This is a genomic window from Lacrimispora sp. 38-1 (assembly GCF_049890855.1).
Classification (GTDB): Bacteria; Bacillota; Clostridia; order Lachnospirales; family Lachnospiraceae; genus Lacrimispora.
Genome location: NZ_JBANEW010000003.1, coordinates 83,051 through 107,564 on the forward strand (window position 1 = coordinate 83,051; position 24,514 = coordinate 107,564).

The window sequence follows — 24,514 nt, forward strand, 5'->3', positions numbered from 1 at the left end:
TACATATGAATAATGTTTCACTGAGCGTATTGCTGATCATCTCTTCTGCACTGATCGGTAATTTTGTTATTTATGGTCTGGCCAGAAGAAGAACTCCGGGTGTTTACTATTTTTGCCTTTTAATGACGGCTATGATTTTCCATTCCGTAGGGTATGCATTTGAGCTGCTGTCTGATACAGCAGATACTATGTATATCTGGATTAAGGTTGAATATATTGGAGCGTCATTTTATCCTTTTTTAATTATGATGTTCTCCAGGGAATATACAGAAGAAAAAAGCTTTGCAAACAGATTTGTGGTGACCCTTGTCCTGATGGTTAATGTCATTACGTTAATTCTTGTATATACGAATAACCATCATTTTCTATATTACTCTTCCATAGGCGTGGATTATTCACCTGGATTTCCCATTTTGGCTCTTCAAAAGGGAATTTGGTATCAGATTCAGGTGTTTTTTCTCTGCTTTTCCATTTTATACAGCATAACGGTTCTGATGATAAAAATGAAAAGAACCAGTGGCAATTACAGAAATAAAGTGTTGTTTCTTCTGCTGGGTGTGACTGCACCTGTAGTCACAATGTTACTTTATCTGCTGGGTATGGGACCTGTTTATCTGGATATGACCCCATTTTCCTACTTTATCATGAGCATTTCCATTACCATAGGTCTTTTCAGATATGACATGCTGGTTCTTAATCCAATCACTTACGAAATGATATTCCAAAGCATCAATGAAGCAGTTCTTGTAATTGACAGTAATGATATGCTGGTCGGATTTAACAATGTATCCAAAGAATTTTTCCCGTCTCTTTCAAAAATGAAAATCGGACAGTCGTATGAGCTTATTGAAGAACTAAAGGATCATAATCTGGATTCAGTAAATCCGGTTTATGATATTTGCGGCAGGAAATACAGCTTTAAGGCAATTACAATGAAATCCCACAGAGTCCGTATTTACGTGGCAAACGATATCACAGAATCAGAAAATGCAAAAAAACAGCTGGAGATTCTGGCTACTATGGATTCTCTGACAGGACTTTATAACCGAAGATATTTTATGGAGCAGGTGGAGCGCTTTGGTCTGGACGGGGTGTTCGTAATCATTGACCTTGATCATTTTAAAGTGATTAATGATACCTTCGGACACTTTGAGGGAGACCGGGTTTTAAGTGATTTCGGCAGATTGATTCAGCATACCTTTCATGACCATTTATCCTGCCGGTACGGAGGGGAAGAGTTTGCTGTATTTCTGGCAGACACCGGCCTTGGAGAGGCTTATAAACGGGTGGAGTCTTTAAGAGAGAAAAACAGCAGGGGGATTCAGACATGTAAGGTAACGTTTTCAGCAGGACTGGCAGAATATGAGATTGGGTCAGAGACAGTTTCTGATGCACTTATACGGGCAGATCAAAAGCTCTATGAAGCGAAGGAGAGAGGAAGGGACAGAATTTGTTTTTAAAGTTTTTCGATTATCTGTCAGACAAAATGCTGCAATCGGTAACAGGAAAAAATCTTTTTAAGATCTTATAATGGTTTGTGAAAGGAGAGACGAATAATGGAATGGGTGAAACTTTTACAAACTTCGATTGATTATATGGAGGACCATCTTCTGGAGAAGATCAGCTATGAGGATGCGGCAAGAGCGGTTCATATGTCCAGCTATAATTTTCACAGAACCTTTAGTCTCATGGCGGGCATGACAGCCAGTGAATACATAAGGAACCGCAGGCTGTCTCTGGCGGGACAGGAGCTTCAGATGACTGATATGAAGGTGATCGATGCAGCATATAAATACGGTTATGAAACCCCAGAAAGCTTTACAAAAGCATTTTCCAGATTTCACGGAGTAACCCCAAAAGCCGCAAAATTAAGGGGAACCCGGCTTTCATTATTCAATGCACTTGTTATAAAAATCACATTGGAAGGCGGGAAAGCGATGGATTACAGGATTGTGGAAACAGGAAATAAGAGATATGCTGCAAAAGTGAAAGCATTTAAAAATGAAATTATAAATGACAATGGAAATCATGAGATTCCTGATTTCTGGACGCAGTGCAGGAAGGATAAGATCTTTGATGAACTTTATTCTCTGAGGCCGGAGGGGAAAAGAGACTTATACGGGCTGTGCAGTCCAACCAGAGAAGATGAGGAAACCTTTGATTACGGTATTGGGGTTGTCATTGATGAGGAGACTGAAATTGACAAAGTACAGGACTTAATTAATCAGGGATTTTGCATCTGGGAAACAGGACCTGCAACGTATGCGGTTTTTTCCTGCTATGGTGAGGATGGAAGCTGCATCGGTGAGATGTGGAGCAGATTCTTCAAAGAATTTCTTCCACAGTCCGGTTACGGACATACGGATGAGACGGATTTTGAGATTTATTTTGAGAAAAGCGCCCCCGGATTGTTCTGTGAACTCTGGATACCTGTAACGGTACAGAAGGGCGATTCGATTCTATTCCGGTGATCTGGATAAAACCTGGTAGATATGCTATACTTCAAATAACTATTGGGTATATGCAACAATACTTGGAGGGGTAAGATGAGGTATCGAAAACTGGGAAATACGGGATTAATGGTCAGCGAAATCGGCCTGGGGGCTGAATGGCTGGAACGGCGGGATTTAGAAGAAGTGAAGGAAGTAGTCAGGCTTTGCTGGGAACAGGGAGTCAATATTTTAGACTGCTGGATGTCAGAACCCAATGTCAGAACCAATCTGGGAGAGGCAATTAAGGGCTGCAGAGATCAATGGATCATACAGGGTCATTTAGGCGCCACATGGCAGAATGGGCAGTATGTCAGAACCCGGGATATGGAAAAGGTAAAGGAAGCATTTGAAGATCTTCTGGAACGTTTCCAGACTGATTACATGGATCTTGGGATGATCCATTTTGTTGATGAATCCGCCGAGTTTTTCCGGATTATGAATGGAGAGTTCATCAATTACGTGAGAGAGCTGAAAGAAAACGGAGTCATCCGCCATATCGGGATGAGCACTCACAATCCAGCGGTTGCGAAACTGGCTGCTTTAAGCGGGGAGATTGAGATGATTCTTTTCAGCTTAAACCCTGCATTTGATCTGCTTCCTGCAACAGAGGATATGAATGAATTGTTTCAAAAGGACTATCAGGAAGATTTAAATGGTATCGCTCCGGAGCGGGCTGAACTTTATCAGCTTTGTGAAAGGGAAGGCGTTGGTATTACTGTAATGAAGGGATATGGAGGAGGAAGGCTGTTTTCTGCGGAAAATTCTCCGTTTGGAGTGGCTCTTACTCCGGTGCAGTGCATTCATTATGCGCTGACCCGCCCCGCAGTCGCTTCGGTAATGGTCGGATTAAGTACTCCAAAAGAGGTAAAAGAGGCTCTTGCCTATGAGACCGCCACAGAACAGGAAAAAGATTATGCCAGTGTACTTGCCAGTGCACCCCGTCATGCATATTCCGGTCAGTGTACTTATTGCGGTCACTGCGCTCCCTGTCCTGCCCACATCGATATCGCCATGGTTAATAAGCTGTATGATCTGGCTGCCATGCAGGAAGAAGTGCCGGCTACAGTACGTGCCCATTATGAGAATCTTTCATCCAATGCCTCCGACTGTATCGGTTGCAAAGCATGTGAAACACGGTGTCCATTTGGGGTTTTGGTCGTTGAAAGAATGGAGAAAGCCAGGGTATTGCTGGGATGAAAATCGGGGTATTTGCCGATATTCACAGTAATTATCATGGGTTTCGTGCATGTTATGATGAGGCAGTAAAAAGAGGGGTGAATCAGTTCCTGTTTCTGGGAGACTATGTCAGTGACTGCGCATATCCTGAGAAAACAATGGAGCTTTTGTACCAGATAAGAGACCGGTTTCCCTGTCACTTCATAAGGGGGAACCGGGAAGATTATTTATTAAATCATCAGAAGGGGGCAGAAGATGGCTGGACCACTCCATCTTCTGCCACTGGAGGTCTTTTATATACTTATGAACATCTTACAAAAGAGGATCTGACGTTTTTTGAAAGTATGGAGATATCCGGAAGAATGCAGATTGACGGTTATCCTGATTTTTATTATTGCCATGGAACTTTGGAAAATACAAAAGGTGTATTTCATCTGGGAAGTGAAAAAGCAAAGGAAGTGCTTGATAATCTGGATGCAGACCTTATCATCTGCGGACATACTCATAAGCAGGGGATCTTTCGATACAAAGGGAAAACCCATGTCAATGCGGGATCAGTGGGGGTTCCATGGGATTATGACGGAGATGCGCAGTTTTGTATTCTTCATGGAGATAATGGAACGTGGGAGGCTGAGCTGATTCATATAGATTACGATAAATCACTGGCGATAAAAGAACTATATGAAAGTCATCTAAACGAAAAGGCCAGAATCTGGACGAAGCTGGTGGAGAAAACCCTGTTTACGGGAAAGGATTACTCAAGACTCTGTCTGACAGCCGCAATTGAAAAATGGGAGAAAAACGGGGGAAACGGTACCTGGTCCATGCTTCCTGATAAGTACTGGGAAGAAGCGGCAAATGAATTTGGTTTATGAATTGCATATGAAAATAAAAAAGATATCTTCGGCGGCATAATTGCAGTTGAAGATATCTTTTTTATTATAATGTTTAATCCATAAGTTCATTATTTACATGTTAGGAGCTGAAAAAAGGAAAAATTATCAGTGAAGGTGTTGATGCTGTTTATCAATATTTAATAGGGAAAGACAATATTTGAAAAAGAGCGCTCCAAAAGGAACGCCCCATTTGATTAACAGGTAGCAGGATTTTGCAGGAATTCATCCAGCAGTAGTTTTTCCACACCCGCCAGCACTGCAATACCGATTCCATGAGGATCGTTAAAGCGCCAGCCCAGCTGACGGTAATAGGATCTGCTGTAAGAACAGTCAGACCCGCGGCATACGCCGTATAGGTCGCCCTTCCGGTTAATCACTGTTTTTTTCATACCAGTCCAGGCCCTGGTTATGGAAGCCATACACCGGATGCGGAGATCTTCTGTAATGATGCCCAGCCTGATTCCTCTGGAAAAAGCGCAGATGAACATGGAGGTTGAAGAAGCCTCTTCATATGTGGAGGGATCATCTAGTATCTGATGCCACATTCCTGTTTTATCCTGTACCTGTAATATGCCTTCTGTCATCTCAAGGAAAAAGGAAGTGACAGCATCGTAATCCGGATGTTCTTCTGGCAGGGTAAGAAGAAGTTCGGAGAGGGCGAGAACCACCCAGCCGTTTCCTCTGCTCCAGGGAATCCGGTTCATCTTTCCATAAGTTAAATCAATGATATGGGACATCAGATTTTTATCATTCATAAAAAAGTACTGTTTAAAAAGTTTTGCCTGACGGCACGCATCATCTAAATATGCATGGTTATCACTGAGCTTATAGTACCTGCATAAAAACGGTATGCTCATATACATATCATCAATCCACATGGTATTGTTGTTTCTGGAAAATACCATGTCTTTTTCTCTTCGCTGACGGTTTCTCATGAAATCAGCAATCACATCAGCAAGTTTTTTTGCCTCTTTGGCAGGGCGGTCTTTGTATGCTTCTAACAGGAAGGAGCCAAAAGATCCGCAGTCATCCAGTTCACTTAGCCAGCACAGCTGCGTATTTACTCCTGGATAGCCAAAAACGGATTTGTCGTATACGGAATAATCATACACAGCAGCTGTCATACGGGCATATTCCAGGACGTATTCCTGCCAGTCAGCGCGGTTGAAATACCGGCTGGCAGTTAACAGACCATATAAGGTAACTCCGCAGGGGTAAGTCCATTTTCCGTACAATTCCTCTTCTGCAAACATCCTCACAAACGAATCCGGCTGATCTGCCTTCCAAAAGCACGTACCGTTTATGCCCTCGTAAACCTTTTCCATAGACAAAAGATCGGAGACAGGCGGGATGTCTTTCCCAAACATGCCGGCATAAAGCCACTGTCCCTCATATCCTTTTATGCCTGCAGATAAGGAAACAGCCTTGCCATCAGCCTCTAACCGGAAATCAAATCCAGACTCTTCACCCGTGTGCTTCTGGCACAGAATCAGGAGGCTGTGGGTTCCGCCCTGAAGCATAATCTCTGATTCCCAGGCACCGTTCTGCCATTCCCCGCTTAAATTTCCGTCAATAAAGAGTCTGACCTTTGTATCGCTGCGGCCTGCAACATGGATCGTTTTTGCCTCATCAAGGAAAAAACCGCTTTTTAAAACGGCCGTTCCCTCACTGGAGGAGCCAAATATCCTGGTAATGGGGCAGCAGGACTGTGCTTTATCATACTTGACACGGGGAAACCAGGTCATACCATCATAGCAGCCGGAAAGAATGGACTTCAGACACTCAGAGTCCCACTTCACCGGTTCGCTGTAAACAAAGCCTGCCTGTCCGTTCCGTTCGGGTATGGGTGAAAGAAAATGAGGCGGTTCCCATTGCGGTTTTGCATTCCGAAGAGTAAATCCAAAGCCGATTTCTGTCTTTTCCGTTACCAGAACGAAGCGGTTGATACCTGCTAAAAGGGTGATGGAGAAAAAAGCAGAGGTTTTAAAACTCTCGTCTCCGGGCTGAGAATGGAATACCTCTTCTCCGTTTACATAACATATAACAGGTCCCTGACAGCGGACCTCAAAGCGGGAAGGTGTCTGCTCATGGCTGTAAAGGTCACCTGCCCCATAGCAGATATCTCCAATTTGCGCCTGAGGAAAGCGGCGTTCAAAGTCAAATAAATACCACCCCTTTGTGTCACATAAAATGCCGGAGGTAAAATCCAGCCGGTACTGATAAGGCACCTGGGGATTTTCTCCGATGAAGCGGTTGGCAAGCAGCGCAATTACTTCCCTGTCTCTGTCACCATAAACGGCGTAAGCACTGTCTTCCTGATTAAAATATTTCATAACTGGTCTCCTTAAGTATTAGTTTGAGAGTGATAGGAGCCGAAATGGAAAAGATCATTGTGAAAACCAACAAAAAAACCTTCCATTTATGATATAATTGTAGCGAATGTATGGTTTTTAGTCAAGAAGGTAAAACACACTTCCCCTGAGCTCAGGAAAATGATAGTATAAACATACCAATACACTATGAATTTACATGGTACTGCCAGAAAATTCATTTATGCAGTTAAGGGGAAACATGTTAAAATAATTACATGAGGCAAGGATATGCGTAGCCGTTTCAGGAGAAGGAGCAGAGGTATATGAGAGAACTGATCGATAAATTATATAAGAATCATAACCTGGAAAAGGAAGAATTCATATTTTTAATAAAAAATTTTGATAAAGATACCAGCGAGTATCTTTTTTCCCTGGCTCAGTCAACCAGCCAGGAACATTTTCAAAAGGAAGTTTATATCAGAGGATTGATTGAGTTTACCAATTACTGCAAAAATGACTGTTATTACTGCGGAATCAGACGAAGCAATCTAAATGCCAGCCGTTACCGCCTGAGCAAAGAGGAGATCCTTTCCTGCTGTCAGAATGGTTATGAGCTGGGCTTTCGGACCTTTGTACTGCAGGGAGGAGAAGATCCGGCATTTACCGATGAAATTATGACAGATATTATAAAAGAGATCAGAGAAGGATATCCGGATTGCGCCATTACTCTCTCCATCGGGGAAAAAAGCTATGAGCAGTATCTGGCCTATTATGGGGCTGGTGCAAACCGTTTCCTTCTTCGCCATGAGACCGCTAATGAAGAGCATTATAAAAAGCTTCACCCTGATTCTCTTTCCCTGGAAAACAGAAAAGAATGCTTAAGAAATTTAAAAAAGATTGGCTATCAGGTGGGAACCGGCTTTATGGTGGGTTCTCCATACCAGACCCCTGAGTGTCTGGCAGAGGATCTGCAGTTTATTAAAGAGCTGTCTCCCCAGATGGTGGGAATCGGACCCTTTATTCCCCACAAGGACACACCATTTAAGGATTTTCCAGCCGGCAGCATGGATTTAACCCTGTTTCTTATAGGAATGCTCAGGCTTATGCTTCCCAATGCCTTAATTCCGGCCACAACTGCGCTGGGAACCGTAGATCCCAAGGGCAGAGAAAAAGGAATTTTATCCGGCTCCAATGTTTTAATGCCCAATTTATCTCCCATCGGTGTGAGAAAAAAATATGAGCTTTATGACAACAAAATCTGTACTGGAGAAGAGGCAGCGGAGTGTAATGTCTGCTTAAGAAACCGGGTTTCTTCGATTGGTTATAATGTGGTAGAAAAAAGAGGAGACTTTGTAGAGATTTAACAAACTTTTTCCCGGCAGAGTTGATTTTCTGGACTTATATCACCATAGCATTTCGATGTTTTGATACATTGATACTCGTTTGTCAGATGTATTCGGAAAATATAGTAGTACACAGGCTAAAATAGAGAAAATAGTCAAAAAATTAACAAATTAATGTTGTTGCTTAAGAGGATTGAAATCTATATAATAGGTGTCGGTGAAATAGCATTAAAACAAACCGCAAAAACTATGAAATCACCTACTGGAATGAGGAGAGCAACAATGAAGAAAAAGCTATTTTGGATAGCAATAGGCCAGTTCATCTCTGCATGTGCATATTGCCAGATTTTGAACGCCAACAATTTAGTCGCTACCGGACTTGGGGGACTGGCTACGGTATTTAACCGCCTGACCGGTGCAGATGTACAGCTGCTTTTAATTATTATGGCATTGCCTATTTTCATCTGGGCATTTTTCAGCTATAGCAAAAAACAGATCTTTTATGCTGCATTCAGCTATTTTATGTTTACCTTTTACGTGGGAATCGTGACCCGGATTCTGCCCCAGCTTCACACAGATCCTATCGCGGCAGCCATCAGCGGCGGCGTTGTGGGCGGAATTGCCGGCGGTATTATTATGAAGCAGAGGGTTGCAAACGGACCGGAATCCATTGTGGCATTGTATCTGAAAGAAAAGAAGGGTTTGTCAATCGGGTCCTACTATTTAATTATTAATACGGTAGTTATTTTCTCTTCTATTATTTATGGAAACATGACGATGATCATTTATTCTCTGATCTGTACGTTTGTACAGAGTGTGGTAACTGATAAGCTGATCATTGGATTTGAGAAATATTATAATGTTAATATCATGTCAGATCAGTATTTAGAGATCACACAGTTTATCCGCAACGATTTAAACAGGGGCGCCACCTTTATTCAGGGAATGGATACCTCCAATGTAAAAAAGAAAATGCTGATTCAGGCAGTGGTAAATCAACAGGAGTTAATTGCAATCAAAGATTTTGTAAAGTCCTTTCATGATGACAGCTTTATCTGCGCAAGCATAAGCAACAACATCATAGGCAGGGGATTTGATGTAGAATAAATATTATATAAAATGAGATCTGCCGGTAATTTCTTCGTTTCCTATGTTGAAACGAATTTAAAAATTGCCGGCAGATTTTTTAACTGGATAACAGTTCAATAACAAATGCAGTAGTCTGTGGAGGGATGCTGGCAGTCTGAAAACTGGCATGTTTAATGCGTACCATTTTCCCAGGTTTTAAATCAACGTCAGTCAGTGGGGTCCCGTCCTCATCCATGATTTGAGTAGCACTTGTAATAACAAAGCGCATCTGGTCGTTTTCGTCGTTGGGGTTGCCGGTATAGACAAAATGGTTATCTGTATCAACCCAGACAATCCGGTCTGTGGTTATGCGGTATGAGGTGGTGTCAACCATGGCAATTACCCGATAGGCGTTTGACTGGGGCGGAATGCTTCTTGTCATCACACTGGAAAATGTCGCATTGACATAGGTTCCTTTTGTAATGCTACATAAGCTGATCATTTCTCCGAATTGATCAATCAGAATAGTTTCCCAGCCGATATTTAATTGAATCAATTCAATATTTAACATATCATTCTCACCTGGATCTGCATAAGAGATGATAAGATATCCCGTCCTGCTGTTGGAAGTATACATTTCTTCCACAAGGGCATTCTGTACCTCCATAATGCTTCCGTCCCCTGTAATCATTCCTCTTGCGTCCTCGTTTTCTCCGTTCATAAATACTCCCATGTCAAAAAGTTTCTATTTCATTATATGCGTACAGCACCAATTATTTCATTTGTTTGTTCAATGTTGTACGGAACTGCAAAAAAAGCAGACATTACCACTTTGAAAATGGAAAAAAGATTCATTCAGTTAAGATGAAATTTATGTTACTATGTAAATGTGCATAAAAAAATATAGATAATTTCTTTGAAAAGATAAAAAACACACAAATATAGTTTGCTCATAAAATGTGAACAATACCGGCAGTGATTGACAGGAGTGAAGAAAAATGGACAGGCGAATGAAGCAGATCTTGGATATTTTATCAGACAGAGATTACTATACAGCAGAAATGCTTGCAGAACAGATCCATGCGGGGACAAAAACGGTCCGTAATCTTTTGAAGGAGATCAATCAGGAGATAGAGCCCCATGGCGCTGGTATCCTGTCAAAATACGGAGTGGGCTATTTTCTAAGTATTCAGGACAGTGAAAAATATGAGGCATACTGCCGCAAGAATTATGCCCACGGTTCGGAGGAATACTTACCTTCTACTTCAGAGGAGCGGATCCAGTATTTGCTGGAGTATTTAATTAACAGCGGGTCCTATGTAAAACTGGAGGAATTAAGCGAAAGCCTGTATATTTCCAAACGTACGCTGACGGAAGATCTTAAGGAAGTGGAACAGTTTTTAAAAAAATTTAATATCCGTGTTGTACGCAAGCCCAACTATGGAATCCGCCTGGAAGGGAAAGAATTTGATACCAGACTCTGCATTGCATCATTTTCCGGTAAGAGGCTTCATAAGGGAAACGAAAGCATGGACGAGATTGCTGCCATCGTATCCATGGTTTTAAAGGAGAATGATTTTATGATTACAGGGGCGGCGTATCAGAATCTGGTAGTCCATCTTTATATTGCCATCAGCAGGATCATGGAATGCCACTATGTTCCCATGCCGGAAGGGCTTCTTGATAATCCGGAAGAGCGGTTTGAGTATCACATAGCAAAAACAATAGCAGCAAAGCTGGAAGAGCGGCTTCATATCAGTTTTCCTGAAAATGAAGTCGTCTACATCGCCATTCATCTGGCCGGGAAAAAGATGTTTTTGCAGGAAGAGAGTATAGGAGAAAATGTAATTATTACCCAGGAGATCAGTGATCTGGTGACTGCCATGCTGGAACGGGTATATGATCTGTTTAAATTCGATTTTCGAAGTGATTTAGAACTGAGAATGATTTTAAGCCAGCATCTGGTTCCGTTAAGTGTCCGGATCCGGTTTGATATGGATATGAAAAATCCTATGCTGCGTGATGTAAAGGAAAAATTCTGCCTGTCCTATACCATGGCATGTAATGCGGTCACAGTGCTCAACGAACATTTTAAGGTCTCCTTGTCTGAGGATGAGGTGGCTTACTTTGCTTTCGCCTTTGCACTGGCCCTGGAACGGAAGAAAACAGAGATTAAGAAGAAAAATATTATTCTGGTCTGTTCATCCGGGAGGGGAAGTGCCCAGCTATTGCAGTATAAATATAAGAATTCCTTTAAGGATTATATCGATGAGATTATTGCCTGTGACGTTGGCAGCTTATATAAGATGGATTTTTCCAGATATGACTATATCTTTACCACGGTTCCCATCACGGTTTCTGTTCCGCTGCCCATTCTGGAAGTGGAATATTTTCTTGGTGACGAGGACATTGTAAATGTTAAGAAAGTTCTTTGTGCCCAGAAATCGTTTTCTGTTTGCAATTATTATGAACGGGAGCTGTTTCTCCCACACTTAAAGTTCCGCACCAAATGTGAGGTGCTTCGCTTTATGTGTCAGTTTGTCATTGAAAAGAAGAACCTGCCGGAGGAATTTTATGAATCCGTGCTGCAGCGGGAGAGGTTGGCAAAAACAGCCTTTGGCAATCAGGTGGCAATGCCTCATGCCTATAAAGCCATGAGCAGTGAAACCTTTGTCTGCGTGGGAATTCTTGACGAACCGGTGGAGTGGGGAGATCAGAAGATCCGGGCTGTTTTTCTGGTATGTATTGCGGATAAGGACCATACCAGCGCAGAGCTGCAGCACTTTTACCAGCTGACTGCCTCTTTTCTGTTAAGTCAGAGGCAGATACAGGAATTGGTGAAGAAACAGGATTATGATGCTTTTATTAAGGCTATGACTCTGATGGAAGAGGATTATCCCCGTTAAGTCTGTCTGCCAATCTCTGGAACTGTTTGCTTTAATAGGAAAAATCGTATATATTATATACAAAAAGCAGGAAAGAGGAACGGTAAATGGCAGGAATTGTGGATATAAGCAAACTGACAGAGGGAAAGAATCTTACGGAAATTGAAGACACCGTACTTCGTTATATGATCTCCCATATGGATTCCATGCTTAAAATGGGAGTGCGGGGGGTGGCGAAAGAGAATTTTACCTCCACTTCTACAATTATGCGTTTGACGAAGAAACTGGGTTATAACGGATTCGTGGATATGTACTACAAGCTGCTGCCTCTTGTGGAGCAGGCGCAGGATCATGTAAGCACAGACTTGCAGTTTATTAATAGCTTTTGTTCCAATTCCATTTTAAAGTATAATTCATATGAGGACATTAAGGAATTTGCCAGGCGGCTTTGCCAGCTAAAGTCTGGATATGTGTTTTTATATGCAACTGGGTTTTCTGCCATACCCTTGGAATATTTAACGAAAAAACTGCTGGTGCTTGGAATAAAATGTATTTATTCCAATGGTATGGATTCCATCGGAGTCTTTGAAAACAATCTTGAACATATGGAAATGCTGGTTGTGGTTTCCCGATCAGGAGAAACCAGATGGGTGGCAGACCGGGTAAAGACAGCAGCAGAGAATGGGATATACACCGTTTCTTTTACCAATGAAGCGAAGAACCGGGTCAGCTCAATGACAGATATGCAGTTTCGCATTGAAGACAGCAATAAGCTGGATGACAGAAACATGATGGCGAATACTTTTTTCCCCAATGTGATCATGCTGATGGAACTTCTTATTTATGAGTATCATAAGGTACTCCAGAATATGGATGAAAAATAATAAAAAGATCAAGGTCCTGGTGACCGCTTTTAAGGCGGGAACCAGGATTTCTTTCGTTACATGTTACAGACTTGGAACACAGGTTTCTATTGCAGGTTAAAGTATATACAAGGATTCCTCGCGCAGATATAATACAGGTATGAATTTCACGTGGAATTAAGAAACAAAATAGTATCATTTAAATTGGAGGAAATGTGAATGAAGGATAAAGTAATGAATCAGCTCCAGCATTTTTCAAAAGCAATGTTCATACCAGTTTTGATTCTGCCTATAGCAGGTATTTTAATTGCGGTGGGAAACCTCTTTACCAATGCAAAGCTTTTAGAGATTCTGCCCGTACTGAATAATCCGGTAACAAAAGGATTCGGCACCATACTGTCAGGTTCCCTGGTAGCAATCTTAAACAACCTTGGCTTGATTTTCTGTGTTGGACTTGGGGCAGGTCTGGCAAATAAGAAGAAATCTGAAGCCGCATTTACAGCGCTTCTGGGATTTCTGGTGTTTATCAACGCCATGAACAAATTTATGAACCTGACAGGAATACTTTACACCGGAGATTCCTTACGAGGAACCGGTCAGGCCATGGTGCTGGGTGTACAGATCCTGGATATGGGAGTGTTTTTAGGTATTATTCTAGGTATCATTACTGCCATGGTTCACAATAAATACTGTGATATTGAGTTTCAGAATGCCTTTCAGATTTACGGAGGTTCACGGTTTGTATTTATTGTTCTGATTCCCGTTGTGGTTCTTATGTCAGTGGTCCTTACCTTTGTCTGGCCATTCGTACAGATGGGAATAACCGGTCTGGGCGCATTTATTAATCATTCAGGAAACTTCGGAATTTTCATATACGGAGCGCTGGAACGTCTGCTCATTCCGACCGGACTGCATCATCTGGTTTATACACCGTTTTTATACACTTCTCTGGGAGGTACAGAGACTATCGGAGGTCAGGTTTTTGAAGGAGCCAGAAATATCTATTATGCGGAAATGGCCGACCCGTCTATCGCAGTATTATCTCCAAGCGTCATCTGGGACGCCAGAGGAATATCCAAAATGTTTGGCTTAATTGGTGCATGTCTTGCCATGTACCATACTGCCAGACCAGAAAACCGGAATAAGATTAAGGCAATTTTAATACCTGCCGCTTTTACTTCTTTTATAGCAGGTGTGACAGAGCCGATTGAATTCTCTTTTATGTTTGTTGCACCTGTACTGTTTGCTGTGCATGCAGCATTAAGCGGACTGAGTATGGTGGTTTTAAATCTTCTTCAGGTCCGGGCTATCGGCCCGAATGGTTTTATCGATTTTCTGCTTTATAATGTGCCTCTTGGAATTCATAAGACAGGCTGGCCCATGTACATTCTGACAGGTCTTGGCTTTTTCGTTATTTATTATGTGGTATTCCGTCTGTTAATTCAGAAACTGAATTTAAATACTCTGGGTCGGGAAACGGAAGGTTTGGAAATGAAGCTTCATACAAAGGCCGAATACAAAGAAAAGGCGGCTGCTGAAAAAAGTAAAAAAGATAAAGCGGTTAAAGAAGATGTGGATGGTTTTAGAATCGTCGAAGCCCTTGGGGGTTCAAAAAACATAGAAAAGGTAGATAATTGTTATACCCGCCTCCGCCTGATCCTTTCTAATCCTGAGTTGGTGCAGGAAGAAGTACTTAAGCACGATACAGCAGCCAGTGCAGTGGTTAAAAAAGGAAACAATGTACAGGTTGTATACGGTTTGCAAATCAGTGCTGTAAGAAAAGCGGTTGACGAGGCGCTGGGGAAAAATGAGAATTTCTGAGAAGAAGGAATTAAAGGAGGAGAAACAGGATGAAAAAGTTTTCTATAGTAATTGCCGGAGGCGGAAGCACCTACACACCAGGCATCGTCATGATGCTCCTGGACAATTTAAATCGGTTTCCGCTCCGTTCCCTGAAACTGTATGACAATGACGGTGAACGCCAGGAGACCATAGCAAAAGCACTGGAGATCCTGATGAAGGAAAATGCACCGGATGTGGAGTTTGGATACACAACTGATCCGCAAGTGGCATTTACCGATGTGGATTTCTGCATGGCTCATATCCGGGTGGGAAAGTATGCCATGAGAGAGCTGGATGAAAAAATTCCTATGAGATACCGTGTGGTAGGACAGGAAACCTGCGGCCCTGGTGGTATCGCCTACGGGATGAGAAGTATTGGCGGAATGATGGAACTGATTGACTTTATGGAAACCTATTCTCCAGACTGCTGGATGCTAAACTATTCTAATCCGGCTTCTATTGTAGCGGAGGCCTGTCGGGTTTTAAAACCTCAATCAAAAGTCATTAATATCTGCGATATGCCGGTTGGCACCAAGCGCCGTATGGGTTATATTGTAGGAAAAGATCCAAAAGATATGGTAGTGAAATATTTCGGCTTAAACCATTTTGGCTGGTGGACCAGCGTAAAGGATGAAAATGGAACTGATTTAATGCCTCAGCTTTTGGAGTATGTATCCCAAAACGGGTATCTAACAGACCGGGCAGTGGAGACTCAGCATATGGACGAAAGCTGGCAGCAAACCCATAGAAAAGCGGCAGATTTATTAAAACTGACCCCGCAGTTTCTTCCTAATACTTATCTGAAATATTATCTGTACCCGGATTATGTGGTTGATCATACCAATCCGGACCATACCAGAGCGAATGAAGTAATGGAAGGAAGAGAAAAAGAAGTGTTTGGGGCAGCCAGAGCAATTGTTCAGGCGGGAACAGCCAAAGGAGGAGGATTTACCATTGACAACCACGCTTCCTTTATTGTTGACCTGGCATGCGCCATTGCATTTAATACTCATGAGCAGATGCTCTGCATTGTGGAAAATAAAGGTGCGATTTGCAATTTTGATTCTACTGCCATGGTAGAAGTCCCCTGTCTGGTTGGAAGTGATGGTCCGGAACCCTTATGTCAGGGGGATATTCCCACTTTTGCAAAGGGAATGATGGAGGAACAGCTGGCATCAGAACGCCTGGTAGTGGAAGCATGGATAGAGGGAAGCTACTTAAAGTTATGGCAGGCTTTGACTCTATCAAAGACGGTGCCAAGTGCAGCGGTAGCCAAAAAGATTCTGGATGACTTTATAGAAGTTAACCGGGAGTACTGGCCCTTGTTAAAATAAAACAGATACGAAGGGGAGTTCTTATATGTTTGAAAAATTATTCAGAGGAAGAAAAGCAGAGGAGGGAGGAAGAATTCTGGCGGTACAAAACGGGAAAGTAGTGCCTTTGGAGGAAGTACCGGATCCGGTGTTTTCTCAGAAAGTGCTTGGTGAGGGGGCAGCCATTTACCCGGAAGATGGAAAAATTTATAGCCCGGTTACAGGGATAATAGACAGCGTAATGGACACGGGACATGCTTTGGCCATTATGGCAAAGGATGGAGCCCAGATTCTCATCCATGTGGGTCTGAATACGGTGGAACTTCAGGGTGAAGGCTTTGTGACACACGTAACAGCTGGTCAAAAGGTATATGCAGGTGATCTTCTTTTGGAGGTTGATTTAGAACTTTTAAAGTCCAAAGGACTTTCTGCAATTACACCGGTTTTGTTGCTCAATAAAGATTCTTTTCAGGAAGTCATTCCATTTATCGGAGTGGCGAAAGCAGGGGAGACGGTCATGGTTCAATACCGTTGACAAAAAATACAGGGAGTGCCTGGAACTAAATCCTTAAGCACTCCCTTTTTGATACCTTGGAATTTTTCATAGATATCCACCGAGCTTCCCGTTTTTTCTTGCTTTCCATGGTATAATCTCTGGTTACAGGATGATTTTGGAACACAAAACCGGACGTCACTTAACTTACAAATTACAGCCTCGAAGTCCCATAAAACAATTGCGATATAATAATAGGGCAGCCCTAAAAACAGAGCTGCCCCTTTATACCATTTATTGTTCTTAATTAAAACTCTTGATCTGAATACAGACTGAGTCCATTCGTCTCAATGACTTCCTTATACCAGTAAAAAGATTTCTTCTTCATCCGATTATAAGTCCCATTACCGTAATCATCGCAGTCCACATAGATATAACCGTAACGCTTTGACATCTGCTTGGTGGATTCCGAAACCAGATCGATACAGCCCCAGGAAGTATAACCGAGACAATCCACCCCGTCCTCCTCAATGGCATCTAAAATAGCCTTCATATGCTCCCTTAAGTAATCAATCCGGTACTGATCATCAATGGTCCCGTCTTCTTCCACCACATCTGCAGCCCCAAGTCCGTTCTCTACGATAAACAGGGGCTTGCGGTATCGGTCATAGAGATCCACCATGGAAATGCGAAGTCCTGTAGGATCAATCTGCCATCCCCAGTCAGAAGCCTTTAAGTAAGGATTTTTAATGGCATTTATAGTATTGCCTGCCGTAACATTTAAATTGGAGGTATCCTCAGCTGCACAGGAAGAATTATAATAGGAGAAGGAAACAAAATCCACAGGATAGGATTTCATGATTTCATCATCCCCCGCTTCTTTGCGTATGTTGATCCCATTATTTTTAAAACGCGATAGTAAGTAAGCCGGATATTCTCCAAATACCTGGGTATCACTATAGCAGTAGGTTCCCCGCATGGTCTGCTGGGCTTTTAATACATCTTCCGGCTTGCAGGTATAGGGATAGTAGGTCAGCTTTGTCAGCATGCACCCAACGAGAGAGCCGGGAATAATCTCATGACAGATTCTGGTTGCATAGGCAGATGCCACAAACTGGTGGTGCATTGCCTGAAAGATTACCTCTTCGAAGTTCTGGCCCGGGAAACGGTCTTCGATTAAGCCGCCAGTCGTATAGGGATGACGGATCATGGAGTCCACTTCATTAAAGGTCAGCCAGTATTTTACCTTATCCTTATACCGGGTGCAGATGGTTTCCACGTATCTTGTGAAAAAGCCGATGACCTCTCTGGAGTACCAGCCCTTATAATTTAATACCAGATTTAAAGGGGGTTCATAGTGAGACATGGTCACAAGAGGTTCGATCCCGTATTTATGAAGCTCGTCAAACACATCGTCATAGAATTTCAGCCCTTCTTCATTGGGCATTTCTTCATCCCCATTTGGGAAAATGCGGGACCAGGCAATGGACAGGCGGTAGACTTTAAAGCCCATTTCTGCAAAAAGCCTGATGTCTTCTTTGTAATGGTGATAAAAATCCGATCCATGACGTTTGGGATAATATACCTCATCATCGGTAGCAAGAGCAGCTTCAATATCTTTTGTGGTAACTGCGTTGTGAGCCTTATAATTGGTCACGTCTGTATCAAAATGTGCTCTGGCGCAGTCTGATACGGAAATTCCTTTTCCGCCTTCTTTCCATCCGCCCTCAACCTGGTTGGCAGCAGTTGCACCGCCCCAGAGAAAGCCTTCCGGAAATGTCTGTTTGTGATTCATTTGATTCCCTCCCTCTTCCTTAGCTGTTTTATATATTTCATGCCATCATTATAACAGAGCGCAAAATCAATATCCAAGAACACTTTTTCCAAATTGGTGGTGGTGTATGCTTCTTTTGGAGAGAAGAAGAAAATGCCATTATGAAAATGGAAAAACTGAACATGGAGTTTAAAAGATAAGTATGATAACATGTCAATACGCATAAGAAAACCAGAGAAAAGATGAATAAAGTGGGGAAGATGCACAAATTTTTGGGAATGCGAAACGTTTTAATGTAAATACCGTTTTATACGGTGGAGATGGAGGAAAAGATGAAAGACAAATTAATGAACGGCATGCTGTCTGCAGCAGGGGCAATGCAGACACAAAGACATCTGGCAGCAATTAAGAACGCATTTATGAGCCTTCTGCCAATTATCATTATCGGCTCATTCTGTACACTGTTTTCCAATGTTATCTGCAACACGACACCAGGATTTTTCAGTCTTGCAAACATTCCGGGTTTAAGCTTCCTTGGAAAATTAAATCCCATGTTTACAGCAGCCAATTACGGAACCATGAATTTTATCGCCATCGGCTGCGTGATCTTAATTGCCATGGAACTGGGGGAACACTATGGAATTACCGATAAGGCACTTCCGGTTGTGGCACTGGGAGCCTATATTTCACTTTGTGCCTTTACTGCAAGCGGAAAGGCAGCTGATGGAACTGAAGTGGTAGTCACCAATGTCCTTTCAAGAGTCTATACCAATGCACAGGGGCTGTTTGTAGGAATGTTTGCTTCCATAGCTGCTACGGAAATTTATTGCCGGCTGGTAAAGAGCGGAAAACTGGAAATTCATATGCCTGAAGGAGTACCTTCAAACGTAGCAAGATCTTTTACGATCCTGTTCCCGTCCCTGATTACTGTGGTCATAATTTCAGCTGTGGGAATGGTATTTGAAATGGCTACAGGCATGACACTGTTTAATGCCATTACCGCGTTCATTCAGAAGCCGCTGTCCAATATCTTAACAAGCTTCCCGGGATATATTACCCTTATTTTTATCACCACTGTTTTATGGACTTTTGGTATTCACGGAACCCAGGTGACAAAGGCGGTATACGAACCTATTCTTCTGGCTGCTTTTGCAGAAAATGAGGCTGCATATGCTGCAGGAACGGCGATTCCAAATATTATTAACACCCCCTTTATGTCCTGTTTTTCAACCGTTACCGGAGCAGGAATCACCGGAGGACTGATCATCGCCATTATGTTGTTTTCAAAGCGTGAAGACTATAGGGCAATTGCGAAGCTGGCTCTTCCCTGTGCTCTTTTTAACATCAATGAACCGCTCACCTTTGGTCTTCCGATCGTAATGAATCCGGTGCTGGCCATTCCGTTTATGATATCACCCGCAGTATCCGCTACCTTTGCGTATGCCATGACAAAGATCGGTTTCTGTGCAAGGATGGTGGTAAATGCACCGTGGACCACACCTCCGGGACTTATGGCGTTTCTTTGTTCCGGCGGAAATATAGGGGCAGCAGTAACTCAGATTATCTGTATCCTCCTTGCATTTATTGTATATATCCCGTTTGTTCTGATAGCAAACAAACAGCAGATTGTGACAGAAGAATAACAGTTTCAAACAGAATGAGGCGATTATGAGTCTGACAAAATAGAGGAGGAATTGAAACATGAAGGAAAAGCATGAGCTTCAGGTAACAGACGTATTCTCAAAAGCAAGAATTATTACTTATCTGTGGATTATATTATGTCCGCCTTACGGACTTTTCCGGGTATGGAGTCCTTCGTCTGAATTCCGCAGACCGGAAAAATGGGTATGGACCATGATTGTGATCTGCACCCTGTTTACATTTGTGAAACTCATAATCGCTGGTTAGGAGAGAGAGGCAGCATAGTGATGGATATTGAAATGATTGTTATGAAACTTGTAGTAAACGGAGGGAATGCCAGAAGTACTGCAATTGAGGCCCTTCGTGCGGCGAAGGCCGGTGACTTTAAGAAGGCAGATGAACTCATGGAGGAGGCAGACACCACACTTAAGGAAGCTCACGAGATACAGACAGAGATGATCCAGAATGAATTAAACGGCAATAAAGTGGAGGTCGGACTTCTGATGGTTCATGCCCAGGATCATTTGATGAATGCCATGACGGTCATGGATTTATGCAAAGAAATGATTGATATTTTAAGAAAATAAGTTAAAATATTCAAAGAAGGGAAGTTGTAACTATGAGAAATATTGTATTATTTTGTGCCGCAGGCATGTCAACGAGCCTCTTAGTAAATAAGATGAGAGAAGCAGCTGCAAAAGAAAATTACGAATGCCAGATCAATGCTTATGCTCTGGCAAGTGCAAGAGAAAAAGGACCGGATGCGGATATTATTCTCTTAGGGCCCCAGGTCCGCTTTGGCAAGGCAAAGGTGGAAAAAGAATGTCCTGGAAAAATCGTTGAATGCATTGATATGCAGGCTTATGGAACCATGAATGGAGCCAAGGTAATTGCCCAGGTAAAAAAGACACTTGGAGATTAATTTAAAACAACAGGGGAAACTGGGAGAATGCAGACAGTATTATTAAAAGCGGGGAGCTTTGTTCTGGTAATCGCAGCAGGGTATTTATTAAAGAAAACAGGTTTATTTAAACCAGGTGAAAACAGGACGATCATGAAGCTCATCATGAATGTTACGCTTCCCGCAGCGGTGATTACCAGCTTTTCCGGTTATGAAAGGAATTTCACCCTTATTTCTGTGTTTTTCCTTGGTTTTCTCTTAAACATTATAATGGTGTCCATCGGATATTTTTCTGCAAAATCGAAAGACAGAGGTGACCGGGCATTTAATATGATCAACTATTCCGGTTATAATATCGGGACGTTTGCAATGCCTTATTTACAGAGCTTTCTGGGTAATTCGGGAATTATTACTGCCTGCCTGTTTGATTCAGGAAATGCAGTGATGTGTACAGGAGTTACCTATGCGGCGGCATCTGCAGTTGCAGGAAAAAGTGACGGGCAGGGAGTGAAGGGTATATTAAAAAAACTCGTCTCCTCCGTACCTTTTGATGTTTATCTAATTATGATGATTCTGTACATGGGTGATATTCATTTTCCAAGTCAGGTATTTACCATCACAGGGGTATTTGGCAGCGGAAATGCGTTCCTGGCAATGTTTATGATCGGCGGAGCCCTGGAATTTTGTACGGATAAAAAGAAACTGAAATCCATTCTTAAGGTTCTGATTGTGCGATATGGGACTGCAGGCTGTCTGGCAGCAGCTCTTTATTATTTACTGCCGTTCTCTCAGGAGATTAAAATAATTTTAGTAATTATCGTCTTTGCGCCAATCTCTTCTATGGGGGTTATCAATACAGAGCGGATAAAAGGAGATACAGAACGTGCCGGCATGATTAATTCCATGTCCATACTCATCAGCCTTGCAGTAATGACAGGACTTGTGTGTGTGTGGAAGCTTGGAAAGTAAGCGGCATCGTGCAGAGGTGAAACATGGATCTTGCTTATATTACAGCAACTAAAATAATTGAGATGTTTATCATTCTGATAATAGGTGCAGGTGCCTATAAAACAGGAATTGCGGATGCCGGTACAGGCAGCAGGCTGACGTCTGTTCTGCTTAAGATCATTTCTCCCTGTGTGATCCTTTTGTCCTATCAGATTGACTTTGACAGAGAACGGTTGTATGGGCTGGCAATTACTGCTCTGCTGTCTTTTGCAAGTTTCTTCATTGCAATTGCAGTTTCTAAAATTGCAGTTCCTGAGAAAACCAGTTCTGATCTGGCAGTAGAGCGGATGTCGATAGTTTATTCCAATTGTGGTTTCATAGGGATTCCTCTTATAGACGGAATTCTGGGGGCAGAAGGCGTGTTTTATATGACGGCCTATCTGACTGTATTTAATATATTTGTCTGGTCTCACGGAATTATGCTGATGAGCGGGAAATCGGAAAGCATAAAAAAGACAGTAAGAAGTCTGATCAACCCATCCAATGCAGCGATCCTGACAGGAATAATTCTGTTTCTGACAGGAGTTAAAATACCTGAAATAATACGTGAACCGGTTGCTTTAATCGGTGGCATGAATACTCCCGCTGCCATGCTGGTTTCCGGCATTAACCTGGCTCAAAGTGACTTCCTGGGGGGATTAAAGAACAAAAGAACCTATATTGTCAGTATATCCAGGCTCATTGTGGTTCCGGCCCTGACCCTGCTCATATTACTGGCAGCAGGAGCGGGCAGAAGTATATCGGTGACCATTTTAACAGCTGCAGCCTGTCCGAGCGGAGCCATGGGTACCATGTTCGCTCTCCAGTATAAAAAGAACAGTCAGTATGCATCAAATCTTTTAACCATTACGACAGCGCTGTCTCTAATTACCATACCCGTTATTATGGCGGCAGCCAGTGGAATTTTATAATAAAAGGGGATAATAATGATTATTGTTAATGCACCATTGAAACAGGAGACGTTTCAAAAATTTGCAGAGGATGAAGGACTTGTTTTTATAAAAAAGTCAGGCATGAAGCTTTTTTTCGAAAATCCGGAGGGAGAGGATGGAAAAAAGGCAGAAGCATTAAAAAAGAAGCTGAAGGGGGAGAAAGAACTGGCAGCAATCTATTTTTCAGTTCAGGCCCAATAACCAGAGTATGAAAACCGTACTTCATTTATATCCGTAATCCGGTATAAATGAAGTGCGTTTTTTTTGTTCCTATGCTATACTGATTTTTGTTTCAAACCGGGTTCGCGTTATAATTTGTTCACTGTGTGAAAAACCAGGAATATTCTAGGATAAGAAGGAAATTTTATGCTTCAGTAAAAATAGGATGGACAGGAGGTGGCTTCCAATATGGTACCTGATGATATCCGAAATATAGAAATAGAGAAACAATATCAGACCATAGATTATGACTGGCTGAGACTGCATTATAAGACCACTGTGGGCATTGTTGTTTTTGCACTGGTCATGGAATGCCTTATGAGTCTGGTTTTTGCGCGGTCTGGTCTTATTCACACAACTATGGAACGATACGTATTAAAATATATTATAATTCCTTCCGGTATTAATCTTTCCTGTATTCTGGCTGAAACTCTGGTTATGAAATCAGGTCAGTTTTCCCAGAAGCTGAAAATTTACAGCGTATCTCTGATGCTGGTTTTAATCTCTTTTGTCCTGTTTACTGTTCACAGCGGTTTTACTGCCACCTATTATATTTTTCCAGGTGCGATTATGATGACAATCATATACGCAGATCAGAGGCTGACCGGTATTACAGCCTTGTTTTGCCTCGGTTCAGCTGCATTTTCCGAAATACTGATTAAATGGGATTCAGATAAGATTGGAATTTTTGACAGCAGCTTAAGTATGGGAAACTTTCTTGTTTCCATGGTGATACTAATTGCCTTTTCCGCTGCGAGCATGGTGGTAATCCGGTTTGAGCAGAAAAAGAATGCTGCCAGCATCAGGACGGATCAGGAGAGACATCAGTTAAAGCAGAGCATACAGGTAGATGAGCTGACCGGAATATATAACCGTAAGGCTCTTGATGAGGCCATGGCTGTCATGGAGGTCCAAAGACCCTGTGAAGATCATGTTCTGGCCGTTGTGGATATTGACAATTTTAAAAGTATTAATGACCGGTTTGGACATTATATGGGAGACAGGTGTTTGATCGAGTTTGCCAGGGTATTGATGGAACACTCCTGTGACTATACACCATATCGTTATGGCGGAGATGAATTCTGTCTTCTGTTTCACAATATGACAATGGAGGCGGCTGTTCTGGTATGCGAGGAGATCAGACAACTGACTGAAAAGATCAGGATTGAGGAAGAACGAGAGATCCGCTTTACTGCCAGCTTCGGACTGTCCGCGTATTCCAGTCAGCTTGATGCAGCGCGGCTTTTTGTTCTGTCTGATTACGCGTTATATGATGCAAAGAGAGTCCGCAATTCCGTCAGAGTCTATGAAAAGGGGATGAAGATCGCAGATTGAATGCGGGATAACTCCCCTCTG

General features: G+C 42.4%; 22 protein-coding genes. 19 read left to right on the forward strand and 3 right to left on the reverse strand.

Going from position 1 to position 24,514, the window contains the following annotated elements; genetic code table 11:
* Positions 1–5: 5 nt before the first annotated feature.
* The 4 genes from V7D18_RS01315 to V7D18_RS01330 all read left to right on the forward strand — a co-directional run bounded on the left by V7D18_RS01315 (position 6) and on the right by V7D18_RS01330 (position 4,543).
* Positions 6–1,460, forward strand: coding sequence for a histidine kinase N-terminal 7TM domain-containing diguanylate cyclase (locus tag V7D18_RS01315; protein WP_426150703.1), 1,455 nt, complete (start codon positions 6–8; stop codon positions 1,458–1,460).
* A gap of 96 nt (positions 1,461–1,556) precedes the next feature.
* Positions 1,557–2,471: an AraC family transcriptional regulator gene (locus V7D18_RS01320; protein WP_426150706.1), complete on the forward strand. Its 915-nt coding sequence runs from the start codon at positions 1,557–1,559 to the stop codon at positions 2,469–2,471.
* Positions 2,472–2,546: 75 nt separating this feature from the next.
* Entirely contained in the window at positions 2,547–3,689 is a 1,143-nt protein-coding gene (locus V7D18_RS01325; RefSeq protein WP_426150708.1) for an aldo/keto reductase, read from the forward strand.
* Positions 3,686–4,543 (forward strand): metallophosphoesterase family protein, encoded by an 858-nt coding sequence (locus V7D18_RS01330; protein ID WP_426150710.1) that lies wholly within the window; start codon positions 3,686–3,688, stop codon positions 4,541–4,543. The genes V7D18_RS01325 and V7D18_RS01330 overlap by 4 nt, the downstream gene beginning before the upstream one ends.
* A 215-nt stretch (positions 4,544–4,758) precedes the next feature.
* Here V7D18_RS01330 and V7D18_RS01335 read toward each other — a convergent pair whose 3' ends face one another.
* The gene (locus V7D18_RS01335; RefSeq protein ID WP_426150712.1) at positions 4,759–6,897 is read right to left on the reverse strand and encodes a glycoside hydrolase family 88/105 protein; all 2,139 of its coding nucleotides are present in this window, start codon (positions 6,895–6,897) and stop codon (positions 4,759–4,761) included.
* Positions 6,898–7,199: 302 nt separating this feature from the next.
* On the opposite strand from V7D18_RS01335, the gene hydE reads away from it, so the two are divergent.
* Both hydE and V7D18_RS01345 read left to right on the forward strand, forming a co-directional pair.
* Entirely contained in the window at positions 7,200–8,240 is a 1,041-nt protein-coding gene (gene hydE / locus V7D18_RS01340) for a [FeFe] hydrogenase H-cluster radical SAM maturase HydE (protein WP_426150714.1), read from the forward strand.
* A 261-nt stretch (positions 8,241–8,501) separates the two neighbouring features.
* A complete protein-coding gene (locus V7D18_RS01345) occupies positions 8,502–9,326 on the forward strand; it encodes a YitT family protein (RefSeq protein WP_426150715.1) in 825 nt (274 codons plus the stop codon).
* Positions 9,327–9,405: 79 nt separating this feature from the next.
* Here the strand turns inward: V7D18_RS01345 and V7D18_RS01350 are convergent, their stop codons facing one another.
* On the reverse strand, positions 9,406–10,008 hold the full coding sequence (locus V7D18_RS01350; protein WP_426150717.1) for a hypothetical protein: 603 nt from the start codon (positions 10,006–10,008) through the stop codon (positions 9,406–9,408).
* Positions 10,009–10,285: 277 nt separating this feature from the next.
* Here V7D18_RS01350 and V7D18_RS01355 point away from each other — a divergent pair, with 277 nt between their 5' ends.
* From V7D18_RS01355 to V7D18_RS01375, 5 genes are all read left to right on the forward strand, one after another.
* Positions 10,286–12,193 carry a BglG family transcription antiterminator gene (locus tag V7D18_RS01355; protein WP_426150719.1) on the forward strand — a complete coding sequence of 636 codons (1,908 nt, stop codon included), beginning with the start codon at positions 10,286–10,288 and terminating at the stop codon, positions 12,191–12,193.
* A gap of 86 nt (positions 12,194–12,279) precedes the next feature.
* Positions 12,280–13,056 (forward strand): MurR/RpiR family transcriptional regulator, encoded by a 777-nt coding sequence (locus V7D18_RS01360; protein WP_426150721.1) that lies wholly within the window; start codon positions 12,280–12,282, stop codon positions 13,054–13,056.
* Between the two features lie 198 nt (positions 13,057–13,254).
* Positions 13,255–14,856 (forward strand): PTS transporter subunit EIIC, encoded by a 1,602-nt coding sequence (locus V7D18_RS01365; RefSeq protein WP_426150723.1) that lies wholly within the window; start codon positions 13,255–13,257, stop codon positions 14,854–14,856.
* Between the two features lie 29 nt (positions 14,857–14,885).
* Entirely contained in the window at positions 14,886–16,211 is a 1,326-nt protein-coding gene (locus V7D18_RS01370) for a 6-phospho-alpha-glucosidase (RefSeq protein WP_426150725.1), read from the forward strand.
* A gap of 25 nt (positions 16,212–16,236) precedes the next feature.
* On the forward strand, positions 16,237–16,725 hold the full coding sequence (locus V7D18_RS01375) for a PTS sugar transporter subunit IIA (RefSeq protein ID WP_426150727.1): 489 nt from the start codon (positions 16,237–16,239) through the stop codon (positions 16,723–16,725).
* A 265-nt stretch (positions 16,726–16,990) separates the two neighbouring features.
* Here the strand turns inward: V7D18_RS01375 and ascB are convergent, their stop codons facing one another.
* Positions 16,991–18,478, reverse strand: a complete 1,488-nt coding sequence (gene ascB, locus V7D18_RS01380) for a 6-phospho-beta-glucosidase (RefSeq protein WP_426150729.1) — start codon at positions 18,476–18,478, stop codon at positions 16,991–16,993.
* Positions 18,479–18,789: 311 nt separating this feature from the next.
* Here ascB and V7D18_RS01385 point away from each other — a divergent pair, with 311 nt between their 5' ends.
* The 8 genes from V7D18_RS01385 to V7D18_RS01420 all read left to right on the forward strand — a co-directional run bounded on the left by V7D18_RS01385 (position 18,790) and on the right by V7D18_RS01420 (position 24,493).
* Positions 18,790–20,100, forward strand: a complete 1,311-nt coding sequence (locus V7D18_RS01385; protein ID WP_426150731.1) for a PTS sugar transporter subunit IIC — start codon at positions 18,790–18,792, stop codon at positions 20,098–20,100.
* A 58-nt stretch (positions 20,101–20,158) separates the two neighbouring features.
* The gene (locus V7D18_RS01390) at positions 20,159–20,365 is read left to right on the forward strand and encodes a hypothetical protein (RefSeq protein WP_426150733.1); all 207 of its coding nucleotides are present in this window, start codon (positions 20,159–20,161) and stop codon (positions 20,363–20,365) included.
* Positions 20,366–20,385: 20 nt separating this feature from the next.
* Positions 20,386–20,685: a PTS lactose/cellobiose transporter subunit IIA gene (locus V7D18_RS01395; RefSeq protein ID WP_314464273.1), complete on the forward strand. Its 300-nt coding sequence runs from the start codon at positions 20,386–20,388 to the stop codon at positions 20,683–20,685.
* 32 nt (positions 20,686–20,717) lie between these two features.
* A complete protein-coding gene (locus tag V7D18_RS01400) occupies positions 20,718–21,020 on the forward strand; it encodes a PTS sugar transporter subunit IIB (RefSeq protein ID WP_426150735.1) in 303 nt (100 codons plus the stop codon).
* Positions 21,021–21,047: 27 nt separating this feature from the next.
* Positions 21,048–21,968 (forward strand): AEC family transporter, encoded by a 921-nt coding sequence (locus tag V7D18_RS01405; protein ID WP_426150737.1) that lies wholly within the window; start codon positions 21,048–21,050, stop codon positions 21,966–21,968.
* A 23-nt stretch (positions 21,969–21,991) separates the two neighbouring features.
* Positions 21,992–22,918 (forward strand): AEC family transporter, encoded by a 927-nt coding sequence (locus V7D18_RS01410; RefSeq protein ID WP_426150739.1) that lies wholly within the window; start codon positions 21,992–21,994, stop codon positions 22,916–22,918.
* 15 nt (positions 22,919–22,933) lie between these two features.
* Positions 22,934–23,140 (forward strand): hypothetical protein, encoded by a 207-nt coding sequence (locus V7D18_RS01415; RefSeq protein ID WP_426150741.1) that lies wholly within the window; start codon positions 22,934–22,936, stop codon positions 23,138–23,140.
* Between the two features lie 207 nt (positions 23,141–23,347).
* Positions 23,348–24,493 carry a GGDEF domain-containing protein gene (locus V7D18_RS01420; protein ID WP_426150743.1) on the forward strand — a complete coding sequence of 382 codons (1,146 nt, stop codon included), beginning with the start codon at positions 23,348–23,350 and terminating at the stop codon, positions 24,491–24,493.
* The last annotated feature ends 21 nt before the right edge of the window (positions 24,494–24,514 follow it).

Excerpts from the sequence above, each read along its gene's own strand:
- V7D18_RS01315 (WP_426150703.1), top strand. The coding sequence starts at position 6 with ATGAATAATGTTTCACTGAGCGTATTGCTGATCATCTCTTCTGCACTG.
- V7D18_RS01320 (WP_426150706.1), top strand. The coding sequence starts at position 1,557 with ATGGAATGGGTGAAACTTTTACAAACTTCGATTGATTATATGGAGGAC.
- V7D18_RS01325 (WP_426150708.1), top strand. The coding sequence starts at position 2,547 with ATGAGGTATCGAAAACTGGGAAATACGGGATTAATGGTCAGCGAAATC.
- V7D18_RS01330 (WP_426150710.1), top strand. The coding sequence starts at position 3,686 with ATGAAAATCGGGGTATTTGCCGATATTCACAGTAATTATCATGGGTTT.
- V7D18_RS01335 (WP_426150712.1), bottom strand. The coding sequence starts at position 6,897 with ATGAAATATTTTAATCAGGAAGACAGTGCTTACGCCGTTTATGGTGAC.
- hydE (WP_426150714.1), top strand. The coding sequence starts at position 7,200 with ATGAGAGAACTGATCGATAAATTATATAAGAATCATAACCTGGAAAAG.
- V7D18_RS01345 (WP_426150715.1), top strand. The coding sequence starts at position 8,502 with ATGAAGAAAAAGCTATTTTGGATAGCAATAGGCCAGTTCATCTCTGCA.
- V7D18_RS01350 (WP_426150717.1), bottom strand. The coding sequence starts at position 10,008 with ATGAACGGAGAAAACGAGGACGCAAGAGGAATGATTACAGGGGACGGA.
- V7D18_RS01355 (WP_426150719.1), top strand. The coding sequence starts at position 10,286 with ATGGACAGGCGAATGAAGCAGATCTTGGATATTTTATCAGACAGAGAT.
- V7D18_RS01360 (WP_426150721.1), top strand. The coding sequence starts at position 12,280 with ATGGCAGGAATTGTGGATATAAGCAAACTGACAGAGGGAAAGAATCTT.
- V7D18_RS01365 (WP_426150723.1), top strand. The coding sequence starts at position 13,255 with ATGAAGGATAAAGTAATGAATCAGCTCCAGCATTTTTCAAAAGCAATG.
- V7D18_RS01370 (WP_426150725.1), top strand. The coding sequence starts at position 14,886 with ATGAAAAAGTTTTCTATAGTAATTGCCGGAGGCGGAAGCACCTACACA.
- V7D18_RS01375 (WP_426150727.1), top strand. The coding sequence starts at position 16,237 with ATGTTTGAAAAATTATTCAGAGGAAGAAAAGCAGAGGAGGGAGGAAGA.
- ascB (WP_426150729.1), bottom strand. The coding sequence starts at position 18,478 with ATGAATCACAAACAGACATTTCCGGAAGGCTTTCTCTGGGGCGGTGCA.
- V7D18_RS01385 (WP_426150731.1), top strand. The coding sequence starts at position 18,790 with ATGAAAGACAAATTAATGAACGGCATGCTGTCTGCAGCAGGGGCAATG.
- V7D18_RS01390 (WP_426150733.1), top strand. The coding sequence starts at position 20,159 with ATGAAGGAAAAGCATGAGCTTCAGGTAACAGACGTATTCTCAAAAGCA.
- V7D18_RS01395 (WP_314464273.1), top strand. The coding sequence starts at position 20,386 with ATGGATATTGAAATGATTGTTATGAAACTTGTAGTAAACGGAGGGAAT.
- V7D18_RS01400 (WP_426150735.1), top strand. The coding sequence starts at position 20,718 with ATGAGAAATATTGTATTATTTTGTGCCGCAGGCATGTCAACGAGCCTC.
- V7D18_RS01405 (WP_426150737.1), top strand. The coding sequence starts at position 21,048 with ATGCAGACAGTATTATTAAAAGCGGGGAGCTTTGTTCTGGTAATCGCA.
- V7D18_RS01410 (WP_426150739.1), top strand. The coding sequence starts at position 21,992 with ATGGATCTTGCTTATATTACAGCAACTAAAATAATTGAGATGTTTATC.
- V7D18_RS01415 (WP_426150741.1), top strand. The coding sequence starts at position 22,934 with ATGATTATTGTTAATGCACCATTGAAACAGGAGACGTTTCAAAAATTT.
- V7D18_RS01420 (WP_426150743.1), top strand. The coding sequence starts at position 23,348 with ATGGTACCTGATGATATCCGAAATATAGAAATAGAGAAACAATATCAG.